Source organism: Limnohabitans radicicola, from assembly GCF_014837235.1.
In the GTDB taxonomy this organism is placed as follows: Bacteria; Pseudomonadota; Gammaproteobacteria; order Burkholderiales; family Burkholderiaceae_C; genus Limnohabitans_A; species Limnohabitans_A radicicola.
In genome coordinates, this window is record NZ_JACYFT010000003.1 from 322722 (window position 1) to 335929 (window position 13208).

The window sequence follows — 13208 nt, forward strand, 5'->3', positions numbered from 1 at the left end:
GTGGCTTTCGTCTCAGAGGGTATTCATCTGGCGGCGGTACCACTCGTGGAAGTGCTGCATGCCGTCTTCCATGGGGCTCTGGTAGGGACCGACCTCGTTGTCGCCGCGTACCAGCAGGGCTTTGCGGCCCGCATCCATGCGTTCGGCGATTTCGTCGTCCTCGATGCAGGTTTCCATGTAGGCGGCCTGCTGGGCTTCGACGAATTCGCGCTCGAAAGCGACGATTTCTTCGGGGTAGTAGAACTCGACCATGTTGAGGGTCTTGTCCACGCTGATCGGGTGCAGGGTCGACACCGTCAGCACGTGCGGGTACCACTCGACCATGATGTGCGGGTAATAGGTCAGCCAGATGGCACCTCGTTCGGGCATTTGTCCGTTGCGGTACTTCAGCAGCACCTCATGCCATTTTTTGTAGGTGTCCGAGCCAGGTTGGCCAAAGCCACCCGACACGCCCACCGTCTGCACCGAGTAATGCTCCTTGAACTCCCAGCTCAGGTCGTCACAGGTCACAAACTGACCCAGGCCCGGGTGAAAGGGGCCGACGTGGTAGTCCTCTAAATAAACCTCGATGAAGGTTTTCCAGTTGTAGTTGCACTCGTGCAGCTCGACGCGGTCGAGCGCGTAGCCTGAAAAATCGAGCTGCGAGCGGGGGCCCATGTTCGCCAGATCGGTGGCAATGTCACGGCCATTGTCTTCAAAGAGCAGGCCGTTCCATTCCTGCAGCTTGTAGTTGTTCAGGTTCAGGCAGGGGTCGTGCGCGAAGTGCGGTGCGCCCAGCAGCTCGCCCTTAGGCGAGTAGGTCCAGCGGTGCAGGGGACAGACGATATTGCCACCCGCGCTGCCTTTTTGCTGGGTTTGCAGGTTGCCCCGGCCGTTCAGCATCACGGCTTGGCGGTGGCGGCAGACATTGGAGACGAGCTCGACGCCACCTTGGGCATTGCGCACCAAAGCGCGGCCTTCAGCCTCGTGGGGCAGGGCGTAATAGTCGCCCGGGTTGGGCACCGCCAGCTGGTGACCCACATAACGGGGCCCTTGCTGGAAGAGTGTTTTCAATTCGCGCTGAAACAGCGCCTCATCGAAATAAGTGGAAACTGGTAGTTGGCTTGCGGCCTGCTGCAGTTGAAGACTTAAATCAGACATGGGTGACCTGACCTAGAGACTCCCCCTATGAAGGGGCAGGAACAAAGCGCCCAATCCTGCGATCCGGGCACAAAAAACGACAGGCATCAGCCTGTCGGGGAGCCGAGATTGTACCCTTGCCCCGTTGGGAGGCGGGGGCTTTTTGGCAAAGGCCTAAAATCGGGCTTTTGAGCGAAATACCCATGCCCAAGGTCCCGACCACTTCCCCTGCATCCGCTTTGCCCGACAACTACGAAGCGGCTTTGCAGGAGTTGGAGCAATTGGTCGCTCAGCTGGAGTCGGGGCAGATGCCTTTGGACCAGCTGTTGTCGGGCTACCAGCGGGGCGCGGCCTTGCTGGGCTTTTGCCGCGACAAGCTGCAGGCCGTGGAAGACCAGATCAAGGTGCTTGAAGGCGGTCAGCTCAAACCCTGGAACGAGGCCTGAGCATGGCGTTTGATCTTCAGGGCTGGATGCAGCCGCATTTGCTGCGGGTGGAGCAGGCGCTCTCCGGCGGCATCGATCCCGCAGCTCCGGCGGGACTGGGCGACGCCATGCGTTATGCGGTGTTGGATGGCGGCAAACGCCTGCGCCCCTTGCTGGTGCTGGCTGCTGCTGAAGCGACCGGTGCCCCCACGCTGGCCGCGGCCTTGCGCGCGGCCTGCGCTGTGGAATTGATCCATGCGTATTCGTTGGTGCACGACGACATGCCCTGCATGGACAACGATGTGTTGCGCCGGGGCAAGCCCACGGTGCATGTGCAGTTTGGTCAGGCGCAGGCTTTGCTCGCGGGTGATGCCTTGCAGGCTTTGGCGTTTGAGCTGCTCACGCCGCTGGACGGCAGCGTGCCGCCCGCGGTGCAAGCCGCTTGTGTGGGCTTGCTGGCCCGCGCCTCGGGATACTGGGGCATGGCGGGTGGGCAGGCGATTGACTTGGCCAGCGTGGGTGGCCAGCTGAGCGAAGACCAGCTGCGCCAGATGCACCGCCTCAAAACGGGTGCGCTGCTGCTGTGCAGCGTGCAAATGGGTGTGGCGTGCGGCGCGGTGATTTCCGAGCAAACGCGTGCGGCGTTCAACCGCTTCGGCGAGGTGCTGGGCCTGGCTTTTCAGGTGGTGGACGACATCCTGGACGTGACCGCCGACTCGGCCACCCTGGGCAAGACCGCAGGCAAGGATGCGGCGGCCGACAAACCCACTTATGTGGCGCTGATGGGTCTGCAAGCGGCCCAGCGGTATGCCGATGAATTGGCCGGAGAAGCCATGCAGGCACTGGCCGACACCGGTTTGCCGCCCGAGCAGCTGACCGCCTTGCAAGGCCTGGCCAGCATGGTGGTGCAAAGAAACCATTGAGCGATGACCCATTTATTAGATTCCATCCAGTCGCCTGTTGACGTGCGGCAACTGCCGCGCCATGACTTGCCGCAGCTGGCGCAGGAATTGCGCCAGTGCGTGCTGGACAACGTCTCCAGAACTGGCGGCCACCTGAGCTCCAATCTGGGCACGGTGGAACTCACCGTGGCCCTGCATTACGTGTTCAACACGCCCGACGACCGCATCGTCTGGGATGTGGGGCACCAGACCTACCCGCACAAGATCCTGACCGGGCGGCGCGAACGCATGCCCACGCTGCGGCAGTTGAACGGCTTGTCGGGCTTTCCGCGTCGCGACGAAAGCGAGTACGACACCTTCGGCGTGGGCCATTCGTCCACGAGCATCTCGGCCGCACTGGGCATGGCCCTGGCGTCCCGTCAGAAAGGTGAAAACCGCCACGCGATCGCCGTGATCGGCGACGGGGCCATGACCGCCGGCATGGCCTTCGAGGCCCTCAACCACGCGGGTGTGGAAGACTGCAAATTGCTGGTGATCCTGAACGACAACGACATGTCGATCAGCCCGCCCGTGGGTGCGCTCAACCGCTACCTGGCGCAGCTGATGAGTGGGCGTTTTTATGCCGCCGCCAAAGAAGGCGCCAAGCAGGTGCTCAAGGCCGCACCGCCGCTCTTCGAGCTGGCCAAGCGCTTTGAAGAGCATGCCAAAGGCATGGTGGTGCCCGCCACCTTGTTCGAGAAATTTGGCTTCAACTACATCGGCCCCATCGACGGTCACGACCTGGAGTCGCTGATTCCCACCCTGGAGAACCTCAAGCACCTCGACGGTCCGCAGTTTTTGCACGTGGTCACCAAAAAAGGCCAGGGCTACAAACTGGCCGAGGCCGACCCGGTGGCCTACCATGGCCCTGGCAAATTCGATCCTGCCGTGGGCCTCGTGCCGCCAGCCACCCCTCCCAAAACCACCTTCACCCAGGTGTTTGGCCAATGGTTGTGCGACATGGCCGCGCAGGACGAGCGCCTGGTGGGCATCACCCCGGCCATGCGCGAAGGCTCGGGCATGGTGGAGTTCCACAAGCGCTTTCCCAAGCGCTATTACGACGTAGGCATCGCCGAGCAGCACGCTGTCACACTCGCCGCCGGTATGGCCTGCGAAGGTCTGAAGCCCGTGGTGGCGATTTACTCCACCTTCTTGCAACGGGGTTACGACCAATTGATCCACGATGTGGCCCTGCAGAACCTGCCGGTGGTGTTTGCGCTGGACCGTGCGGGCCTGGTGGGTGCCGATGGTGCCACGCATGCCGGGGCTTATGACATCGCATTCACGCGTTGTATTCCGAACATGAGTGTGGCTTGCCCGGCGGATGAGTGCGAGTGCCGTCAGCTGTTGAGCACGGCCTATGCCCAAAACCACCCCGTGACGGTGCGTTACCCGCGTGGCGCTGGTGCTGGCGTTCAGCCCGATACCGATCTCCAAGCCTTGGCATTTGGCAAAGCCGACATCCGCCGTCAGGGCCGCCAGACTGCCATCTTGGCGTTTGGCACGCTCCTTTATCCGGCATTGCAGGCGGGGGAAGCCTTGAACGCCACGGTGGTCAATATGCGCTGGGTCAAGCCCTTGGATGTCGAATTGCTGGCCCAGATCGCTCAAAGCCACGAGCGCATCGTGACCGTGGAAGAGGGCTGCCTCATGGGGGGGGCGGGCAGCGCCGTCAGTGAAGCATTGCAATACATGAGGCTGCAATGCGATGTGCTGCAATTGGGCTTGCCGGACAGCTTCATCGAGCATGGTGACCCGGCCCGTTTGTTGGCCATGCAAGGCCTGGATGCAGAGGGCATCGTGCGGTCCGTTCGTCAGCGGTGGCCCGATTGAGGCAATTTCATGGTCACGCGGTGTGATTGAAATTTTTCTGATTTGTGTGCGATTTTTGCATTTCGACACACATAAAAGGGTAAACCCCGGTCTGGAGCGCCTCTCCCACTTCCTAAAATAGGCCCCGACTTGTGAGTCAACATCCGACCGTTTCGGGTGTCTTTAATTTTCTACAGGAGTTCCTTCATGGATCGTCGTTCCGTCATCAAACAAGCCGGTCTTGCCGGCGTGCTGGCTGCAGGTGCTGCACCAGCCATTGTGCAAGCCCAAGCCAACATCCGCTGGCGCCTGACGTCGGCATTCCCCAAAGCACTGGACACCATTTACGGCGCTGCCGAAGTGTTTTCCCGTCACGTCAAAGAGTTGTCTGGCGGCAAGTTCGAGATTTCCGTGCACGCCGCTGGTGAAATCGTGCCTACGCCCGGTCTGGTGGATGCCGTTCAGAACGGGACCGTGGAAATGGGCCACACGGCTCCTTATTACTACTTCGGCAAGGACGAAACCTTCGCGCTGGGCTGTGCCATTCCTTTTGGTTTGAACAGCCGCCAAATGACGGCCTGGCAATACGAAGGCAACGGCCTGAAGCTGATGCGCGAGTTCTACAAGAACTACAACATCATCAGTTTCCCCATGGGCAACACGGGTGCCCAGATGGGTGGCTGGTTCCGCAAGGAAATCAAGGGTGTCAATGACCTCAAAGGCCTGAAATTCCGCGTCGGCGGTTTCGCTGGCAAGGTCATTGAGCGTTTGGGCGGTGTGCCTCAGAACATCCCCGGTGGTGAGATTTACACCGCACTGGAAAAAGGCACCATCGATGCCGCCGAGTGGGTGGGTCCCTACGACGATCTGAAGCTGGGCTTTTACAAAGTGGCCAAGAATTACCATTATCCAGGTTGGTGGGAAGGCGGTCCTCAGCTGGACCTGTTCATCAACACCAAGGCCTACGACACCCTCACACCCGAGTACAAAGCCATCATCGAGAACGCTGCAGCCTATGCGCACACCGACATGCAGGCCAAGTACGATGCGCGCAATCCGAACGCGCTCAAGCAGCTGGTGGGCAGCGGTGCCAAGCTGGTCGCATTCCCCAAGGATGTGATGGAGGCTTCCTTCAAGGAATCCATGGCCCTGTACAGTGAGATCTCTGCCAAGAACCCCAACTGGAAAAAGGTCTACGACGACTACGCCAAGTTCCGTGCCGATTCCAACGTCTGGTTCCGCTTCACCGAAGCGCGCTTTGACAGCTTCATGCAGGCTCAGAAACTGTGAGCTGGGCATGAAATGCAAAAAACCGCCCTCGGGCGGTTTTTTTATGCCTGCATGGGTTCACATGTGTGAGGTGCGAAAGTGGTGCAGCTCGGTGCACAGTCGCTGCATGTCTTCCAGCATGGCCGGGTTGGCGCAGTAGATGACGGTGAATTTGCCGCTGAGGTTGCGCACATACAAGCGCGGTGCGATGAGCCAGTCGAATCCCCGCAGCCGGATCAGGCGCGCGAATGCCAGCTCGCGCATGTCCATCTTTTTGTCCCACAACCAGGTTTGCAGCAGCCCTTCCTGGGTGAGTGTCGTGCGGCTGCGCTCAATGGCCCACACGGTGGCGGCCATCAGCAGCCAGGCCAGGACACCCCACAGGGCGATCGGCGTGAGCCAGGTTTCAGGGCTTTGCAGCATCCACAGCGCCAGACCACCGAGCAGCAGCCAGGCCAGAACCCGAAAGGGACGCGTGAATGCAGCGACAGCTTGGGGTGAAACGGTCGGGGTGAAAGCAAACGGCGCAGGGCCGAATGCGGCGTGAAGAGGTTCGGTGGCGTTCATGTCCATATGTGAAAAACGCCTCGCAAGCGAGGCGTTTGAACTGACAGGGGCAGTGGCTTACTTCTTGTTGAAGAGCTCTTCGATCTTCTTCTGATCTTCAGCGCCCTCATCCTTGGGTTTGAAAGGGTCCTGGTCCTTGTTGGCATTGTCTGCATCACTCTCCAGGGGGGGCGCTTCCAGCACCACCTTGTCCAGGTCCACCACCTCTGGCTTGTCCAGGAAGGCCGTGACCGATTGCGGCACAAAGATCACCACCACCACCAGCAGGATCTGCATCAGCACCCAAGGGATCGAGCCCAGGTAGATGTCGTTGGATTTGACTGGAACGGGAATGCGTTTTTCCTTGTAAAGCGTATCGGCAATGCCGCGCAGGTAGAACAGCGCGAAACCGAAGGGCGGGTGCATGAAGCTGGTTTGCAGGTTCACGCACAGCAGCACGCCAAACCAGATCAGATCGATGCCCATTTTCTCGGCCACAGGCGCCAACATTGGCACGATGATGAACGCGATTTCAAAGAAGTCGAGGAAGAAGGCCAGGAAGAACACGAAGATGTTCACGACGATCAAGAAACCGACCTGACCACCGGGCAGGCCCGACAGCAGGTGCTCGACCCACTTGGCACCGTCCACACCTTGGAACACCAGGCTGAACACGCGCGAACCGATCAGGATGAACACGACCATGGCCGTCAGGCGCATGGTGCCGTGCATGGCTTCCCACATCAGCGATTTGTTCAGGCGCTTGTGCATCGCGGCCAGGATCAGGGCGCCAACCACCCCCATGGCACCCGCTTCGGTGGGGGTGGCCAGAGCCGACTCCTGGAAGGGCAGGCCGCCCATCGAGCCGAGCACGGTGAAAATCAGGATCGCCGAGGGCACGATGCCTTTCAGGCACTTGCTCCACAAAGCCCAGCCATTGAGCGAGCGTGCTTCACGCGGCACACCGGGCACATAGCTGGGTTTGACCATGCCCAGAGCAAAGGTGTAGGCGGCAAACATCGCAATTTGCAGCAGCGACGGGCCCCAGGCACCTTTGTACATGTCGCCCACAGGTTTGCCCAGCTGGTCAGCCAGCACCACCAACACAAGCGAAGGTGGCACCAGCTGTGTGATGGTGCCGGAGGCTGCCAGCACGCCAGTGGCGTAGCGCATGTTGTAGCCATAGCGGATCATGACAGGCAAGGAAATCAGCGCCATGGCGATCACCTGCCCAGCCACGGTGCCCGTGATGGCTCCAAGAATGAAGCCCACGATGATCACCGAGTAGCCCAAGCCGCCACGCACCGGACCGAAGAGTTGACCCATGGAGTCGAGCATGTCCTCGGCCAGACCGCATTTTTCGAGGATGGTTCCCATGAAGGTGAAAAATGGGATGGCCAGCAGCAGGTCGTTGCTCAGAATCGAGAAGATCGAAATCGGCAGGTTGCTCATGAAGGCCACCGGGAACCAGCCCATTTCGATGGCGTAGAGACCTGAGGCCAGGCCCAGTGCGGCCAGAGAGAAGGCCACGGGGAAGCCCACCAGCATCACCACCACGAGGCCCGCGAACATGATCGGGGCGAAGTTTTCCATTTGCATGTTTTGTCCTTGACGTCTTGGTCTTGTGCTTTATTGCAGCGGCTTTTCGTAGTGGGTGTCCATGGCGTATGCACCCTGCAGGTAGGCGACACGCTTGATCAATTCGGCCACACCTTGCAGCCAGACCATGGCAAATCCCACTGGCAGAGCCAATGTGGCGGGCCAGCGGATCAGGCCGCCAGCGTTTTGACTCATTTCGCCGGAGACCCATGTGTTCCAGAAGTAGGGCGCGGAGAGCCAGGTCAGGTAGCCCATGATGGGCAGCAGGAACACGATGAGGCCGAAAATGTCCACATAGACGGGGCCGTTGCCTTTGAGCTTGCCATACAACAAGTCCACACGCACATGCTCGTTGACTTTGAGCACATAGGGTGAGCCGACCATGACCACCCAGGCGAACATGTACCACTGGATTTCAAGCAAGCCGTTGGAGCTCCAATCGATGCCGTAGCGGATGAATGCGTTGCCGGCACAGATCATGGCCGACAGGAAAACGGCCCACGAGGCGATTTGGCCAAACTTTTCGCTGAACCAATCCATGGCATTTGCAAATTTGATCAAGAAGGTCAATGCATTTCTCCAATTGTTCTCATAAAAAGAGGTGCCGTAAGCACCTCTGGGCAAAATTTGACCATGCCAATGGTAACCATACCAGGGCGGATTCAGGCATTTGCGCCTTGATATTTGACTCTATTGACGCTGAATTTTTCTCAATTGGACCTGTTTTTGAGGCGTGCCCAGCGAAATCCATCAGGTTAACGGGCGTTTTTTGGGGGGCGTCCACCAGGGGAAATGCTGCTTCAAAGACTGGACTTGTCCACAGGTGTGGTCTGCTTCGTAACCCGGCAATTGGTTCAGGCGTGCAATCCAGCCTTGCGAAGCGAGGACAGCCTGCAGCTGTTGCACCGGGGGCGAGTTCAGCGCGCTTTTGAGGCAAATCAGCCAATAGTTTTCTTTTTTGAGTGGAATGAAGTCCAGGCCTTGAAGGCGTGCCGCTGAAGCAATGCCCAAGCCTGTATCGGCTTGCCCCGATGCGATTCGTGCAGCAACCGCCGCATGGGAGGGTTCTTCGTCACCATAGCCACAGACATGGCTCGGTGATAGTCCGGCCTCCGTCAGCCATTGATCGAGCAGCAGGCGAGTGCCTGTGCCTGAAGGCCGATTGATGAAGCGCACTCCGGGTTTGAGCAGGTCTTTCAGATCCTTGAGCTGATGCGGATTGCCTTGGGCCACCATCAGGCCTTGTTCTCGATGGGCAAAGCCGATCAATTTGTGCAGACCCCTTTTCAGCAGTGGTTTGTAGGTCTGCGCCACCAGCGAGTTGGCAGATGGGGTGGCAGGCGCATGAAAGCCTGCCATCACACAACGGCCTTCGTTCAAGGCCCGGATCGCGTCCACGCTGCCGCAAAACCGGATGTCCAGATGCAATGCCTGCTGCGCGGCCTGTTGTTGCAATTGCACCAGCGCATCGTCGTGGCTGGCGTAGAACGTCAAAAGGTGGCTCGCCGGGTCAAAAGCCATGGCGATGGTTTTCTCCAGCTCCGCGTGCAGAGTGGTGATTTGAGGAGCCAGTCGGGCCTGGGCCTGGCGTTCAGCCCACAGCAATTTGTCCGCAAAAGGGCTCAAGCGGGCCGCTTGGCCTTTCTCCCAAAGGATCAGGGCTTGCCCAAGTGCCTGCTCCCAGCGCTTGAGTTCGCCCCAGACATGCCGATAGGACAGCTGCATGGCTTTGGCCGCTGCGGCAATCGAGCCCGCTTCGCGCACGGCTTGCAGCAAGTCCATCAGGGGGTTACGCAGTGGGCTGGTTTGATGGCGTTGTGACGCCCCTTCTTGGTGAGGCGCCCAGCTGTAGGAAAGGCGGATGTGTTGCACAGGCAGGAGTTTGCCTCAATCTGACTGGGCCCTGCTCAGGTGCATTCGTAACTTATGCAACGTGCTTCATAACGGACATCCCTTAGGCCCGGAGGGCTTCGCGTCCGTTAGCATCGCGCTCAAGTTTATGAACACCTTTTCCGAAAGCATGGCCCATGCACTGAGGCTCGTCGCCTCGTTCGATCCTGCGCTCTGGGCCGTGGTGATGCGTTCCCTCGCGGTCAGTGCCACCGCCTGTTTGCTGGCCTATGGCTTGGGGATCGTTTTGGGCGCCTGGTTGGCCGTGGCACGGTTCCGGGGGCGCAGTGTCGTTTTGCTTGGCTTGAACACCTTGCTGGCTTTGCCCTCGGTGGTTGTGGGCTTGGTGGTTTACCTGTTGCTCTCGCGTACCGGGCCCTTGGGTTTTCTGGGGTGGTTGTTCAGTTTCAAGGCCATGGTGTTTGCACAGGTCATCTTGGTCTTGCCTGTGGTCACAGCACTGACACGGCAAGTGGTTGAAGACGTGGAGTCTCAACATGGTGAACAATGGGCTTCTTTGGGTGCTGGCCCTGGCTTGCGTGGCTTGCTCTTGGCATGGGACGAGCGTCTGGCGCTGCTCACGATCGGTGTGGCAGCGTTTGGACGGGCGATTTCCGAGGTGGGTGCGGTGATGATCGTGGGCGGAAACATCGACGGCTTCACCCGTGTGATGACCACCGCCATTGCCCTCGAAACCAGCAAGGGTGATTTGCCGCTGGCGCTGGGCCTCGGGCTGGTGCTTTTGCTGGTGGTTTGGTGTCTCAATGCGCTGGTGGCCGCGTTGCGTCGATGGGGTGAAAAACGCCAGGGCAGTCCCATGATTGCCCCCAAAGGTTGGGTTGCATGACGGTGTGTTCGGCGCTTCAGCTGCGTGATGTTGCTGTGCTTTTGGGTGCAGTGCAGGCCCTGCAGCAAATCAGTCTGGACGTACAGCCTGGCGAGCGCGTGGCGCTGGTCGGGGCCAATGGCTCAGGCAAGAGTACCTTGTTGCGAACGATGCATGGGTTGCTGCAGCCCGTGCAGGGTTGCATCGAAAGACACCCGACACTGCGGCAAGCGATGCTGTTCCAGAGGCCACATTTGCTGCGCATGTCCTCACTCCACAATGTGGCCATCGGTCTATGGCTGGATCGCAGCCTGGGTCTGGGCTGGGGGCAGGCCAAGGCGCGGGCCACCCAGGCTTTGCAGCGCGTGGGACTGAGCGAGCTGGCCCACCACGGCGGTCGTCAATTGTCTGGTGGGCAGCAGCAGCGTTTGGCCATGGCGCGCGCCTGGGGTCGAATGCCGGATGTGCTGCTGCTCGATGAACCCACCGCCAGCCTGGATCCCCATGCCAAACGCGAGATCGAAACCTTGATGGCCGATTTCGCCAGTGGGGAGGGCCATGCGCGCACCTTGATCTGGGCCAGCCACAACTTGGGACAGGTCAAGCGCTTGGCCACACGTGTCATGTACCTTGAAGGCGGCCGTTTGCTGGCAGACCTGCCTGTGGCTGATTTTTTCAATGCAGCGGTGTTGGCACAGCACAGCCCGCCCGCCCATGCTTTTGTTCAAGGAGAACAGTGATGTGGAATGGTGCGTTTTTTCCCCGTCGTTTCAGAGCCCTCGCAGTGGCGGCTGGCTTGGTTTGGTGCAGTGCCGCATTGCATGCCCAATCCATCGTGATGTCGTCCACGACATCCACCGAGCAATCGGGCTTGTTCAGCCATTTGCTGCCTGCCTTCAAAAAGGCCAGTGGCATCGATGTGAAAGTTGTGGCTCTCGGCACCGGGCAGGCGCTGGACATGGCGCGTCGTGGCGATGCCGATGTGGTGTTCGTACACGACCAGGCGGCCGAGGAAAAATTTGTGGCCGATGGCTTCGGCCTCAAGCGCTTGCCGGTCATGTACAACGACTTCGTGTTGATCGGTCCCAAGGCCGACCCGGCAGCGACCAAAGGCCGGGACATCGTTGCAGCGCTGGCCAAGCTGGCGAGCGCAAATGCGGCTTTTGTCTCACGAGGTGACAAGAGTGGCACCCATGCGGCCGAATTGCGTTTCTGGAAAATGGCGCATCTGGATGCAGCCAGAGGCGCAGGCTACCGCGAGTGCGGTTGCGGCATGGGGCCTGCACTGAACATCGCTGCATCGCAGGGAGCCTATGTGCTGGCCGACCGAGGCACCTGGCTGAATTTCAAGAACCGCGCCGATCTGGCCATACTGGTCGAAGGCGATCAACGTCTCTTCAACCAGTATGGCGTGATGGTGGTGAACCCCGCCAGGCACCCGCATGTCAAGCAGACTGAAGCACAGAAGTTTGTGGATTGGGTGACATCGGCAGCCGGTCAGGTCAGCATCGCCGAATACAAGATCGGTGGGGAGCAGCTGTTCTTTCCGAACGCCCCGAAATGAGTCAGTGAGGTCGGCCGAGTTTGCGGTAGACGGTAGCCCGGCTGATGCCCAAGGCGCGGGCCGCTTCGGCCACATTGCCACGGGCTTGCTGCACGGCCTGTCGGATCATGTCGTTTTGAGCCACTTTGAGTGGCATGCGGTTGGTGTGTGGTGTTCCTGATCGCGCAGACTGGATTTGCAGCCGCAGACCTGACCACAAAGGCACTTCTTGTACGTGGCCCGGATGTGCGGCGGCGTCGAAGAGGCTTTCCCAAGGCAGTGCAAACACATCGCTCGCATGGATGGGTCCGGTGTGCGGATGTTCGAGCGAAAGCATTTGCCTGGCTGCAGGGTTGGCACCCAGCATGTGCCCTTCGTGATCCAGGGTGATCAAGCCGTCACCGTCTCCACCGAGCGGGTTGCCCGGCCAGCTCAGACGCAAGACCAAGGCATGCGATGTGGACAGCAGCCAGCTGTTTTCGATGCTGCGGGCCGAGCGCTGCACCAGATGCCGCAGTGCCGGGCGCTCCTGGGTTTCGATGCCTGTCAGATCCAGCATGCCCGCACAACGGCCGTCAGGCCCGAACACCGGGGCACCTGCACAGCTGTAGACGCTGGTGTCCTGGAAGAAATGCTCGCCCCGGTGCAGCCACACGGGCTGCAGTTCGCGCAGGGCCGCGCTGATCGAGGTGGTGCCCACCGACCGTTCAGACAGGTCCACGCCCACGCGGGCGATGGCATCGGCGCGGCGGTCCTGCCTGTCCACGGGGCCGTGAACATCGACCACGATGCCCTCGGCATTGGTCAGGATGGCGAAATAACGGATGTCGGCGATCACCCGGGCCAGCTCGCTCAGCACGGGCTGGGCGGCTTGCATCAGGGGGCGGCTGGCTTCCTGCACCCGCTTGATGTGCTGGCTCGACAGGGTGTCGAAGCCCACCGCATGCTCGGGCTGCAAACCCATCTCCAGGCAACGCAGCCAGGACTGTGTGACCCAGGACGGCACGCTCCCAGGCATTGCCGGGGCGTGCTCCTGCAGCACCATGGCGCGCGCTTGCGCGATGCTCTGCAGTCGGTCAGGGGCGGTGGAGGGCGTGGTCATCGAGAAGTGTCTCAAGCTGAGAATATTATGGCTTACACCTGCAATGTTTAGGGTTAATACGGATCTGTCAAGCGGCGCGACGCATAAAAATGGCTATGAATTTCGATTCATACCAGCAGGCTTGTACAGGCCTGCC

At 60.1% G+C, this 13208-nt stretch carries 13 protein-coding genes; 7 read left to right on the forward strand and 6 right to left on the reverse strand.

All coding sequences use genetic code 11. The features are described from left to right. Window positions 1-12: 12 nt before the first annotated feature. Window positions 13-1140 (reverse strand): aromatic ring-hydroxylating oxygenase subunit alpha, encoded by a 1128-nt coding sequence (locus IC609_RS14155; protein ID WP_191820163.1) that lies wholly within the window; start codon window positions 1138-1140, stop codon window positions 13-15. Window positions 1141-1322: 182 nt separating this feature from the next. On the opposite strand from IC609_RS14155, the gene IC609_RS14160 reads away from it, so the two are divergent. From IC609_RS14160 to IC609_RS14175, 4 genes are all read left to right on the forward strand, one after another. Beyond that, a complete protein-coding gene (locus tag IC609_RS14160) occupies window positions 1323-1565 on the forward strand; it encodes an exodeoxyribonuclease VII small subunit (RefSeq protein WP_191820164.1) in 243 nt (80 codons plus the stop codon). 2 nt (window positions 1566-1567) lie between these two features. Then, entirely contained in the window at window positions 1568-2467 is a 900-nt protein-coding gene (locus IC609_RS14165) for a polyprenyl synthetase family protein (RefSeq protein WP_191820165.1), read from the forward strand. 3 nt (window positions 2468-2470) lie between these two features. Next, entirely contained in the window at window positions 2471-4318 is a 1848-nt protein-coding gene (gene dxs / locus IC609_RS14170; protein ID WP_191820166.1) for a 1-deoxy-D-xylulose-5-phosphate synthase, read from the forward strand. 186 nt (window positions 4319-4504) lie between these two features. Next, window positions 4505-5587, forward strand: coding sequence for a TRAP transporter substrate-binding protein (locus IC609_RS14175; RefSeq protein WP_191820167.1), 1083 nt, complete (start codon window positions 4505-4507; stop codon window positions 5585-5587). A gap of 57 nt (window positions 5588-5644) precedes the next feature. Here the strand turns inward: IC609_RS14175 and IC609_RS14180 are convergent, their stop codons facing one another. The 4 genes from IC609_RS14180 to IC609_RS14195 form a co-directional block, all read right to left on the reverse strand. Then, window positions 5645-6133 carry a hypothetical protein gene (locus tag IC609_RS14180; RefSeq protein WP_191820168.1) on the reverse strand — a complete coding sequence of 163 codons (489 nt, stop codon included), beginning with the start codon at window positions 6131-6133 and terminating at the stop codon, window positions 5645-5647. 57 nt (window positions 6134-6190) lie between these two features. Next, window positions 6191-7711, reverse strand: coding sequence for a TRAP transporter large permease (locus IC609_RS14185; RefSeq protein WP_191820169.1), 1521 nt, complete (start codon window positions 7709-7711; stop codon window positions 6191-6193). 30 nt (window positions 7712-7741) lie between these two features. After that, window positions 7742-8251 carry a TRAP transporter small permease subunit gene (locus IC609_RS14190; RefSeq protein WP_408611050.1) on the reverse strand — a complete coding sequence of 170 codons (510 nt, stop codon included), beginning with the start codon at window positions 8249-8251 and terminating at the stop codon, window positions 7742-7744. Between the two features lie 210 nt (window positions 8252-8461). Further along, entirely contained in the window at window positions 8462-9583 is a 1122-nt protein-coding gene (locus tag IC609_RS14195) for a substrate-binding domain-containing protein (RefSeq protein WP_408611051.1), read from the reverse strand. A gap of 127 nt (window positions 9584-9710) precedes the next feature. On the opposite strand from IC609_RS14195, the gene IC609_RS14200 reads away from it, so the two are divergent. Genes IC609_RS14200 through IC609_RS14210 form a run of 3 tightly spaced genes read left to right on the forward strand, consistent with a single transcriptional unit; the run spans window position 9711 to window position 11991 of the window. Further along, the gene (locus IC609_RS14200) at window positions 9711-10448 is read left to right on the forward strand and encodes an ABC transporter permease (protein WP_191820172.1); all 738 of its coding nucleotides are present in this window, start codon (window positions 9711-9713) and stop codon (window positions 10446-10448) included. Next, window positions 10445-11167, forward strand: a complete 723-nt coding sequence (locus IC609_RS14205; RefSeq protein ID WP_191820173.1) for an ATP-binding cassette domain-containing protein — start codon at window positions 10445-10447, stop codon at window positions 11165-11167. The genes IC609_RS14200 and IC609_RS14205 overlap by 4 nt, the downstream gene beginning before the upstream one ends. Next, the gene (locus IC609_RS14210) at window positions 11167-11991 is read left to right on the forward strand and encodes a substrate-binding domain-containing protein (RefSeq protein WP_191820174.1); all 825 of its coding nucleotides are present in this window, start codon (window positions 11167-11169) and stop codon (window positions 11989-11991) included. Before IC609_RS14205 ends, IC609_RS14210 begins: the two co-directional genes overlap by 1 nt. Window position 11992: 1 nt before the next feature. Here IC609_RS14210 and IC609_RS14215 read toward each other — a convergent pair whose 3' ends face one another. After that, window positions 11993-13072 (reverse strand): sigma-54-dependent Fis family transcriptional regulator, encoded by a 1080-nt coding sequence (locus IC609_RS14215; RefSeq protein WP_191820175.1) that lies wholly within the window; start codon window positions 13070-13072, stop codon window positions 11993-11995. Window positions 13073-13208 lie beyond the last annotated feature (136 nt).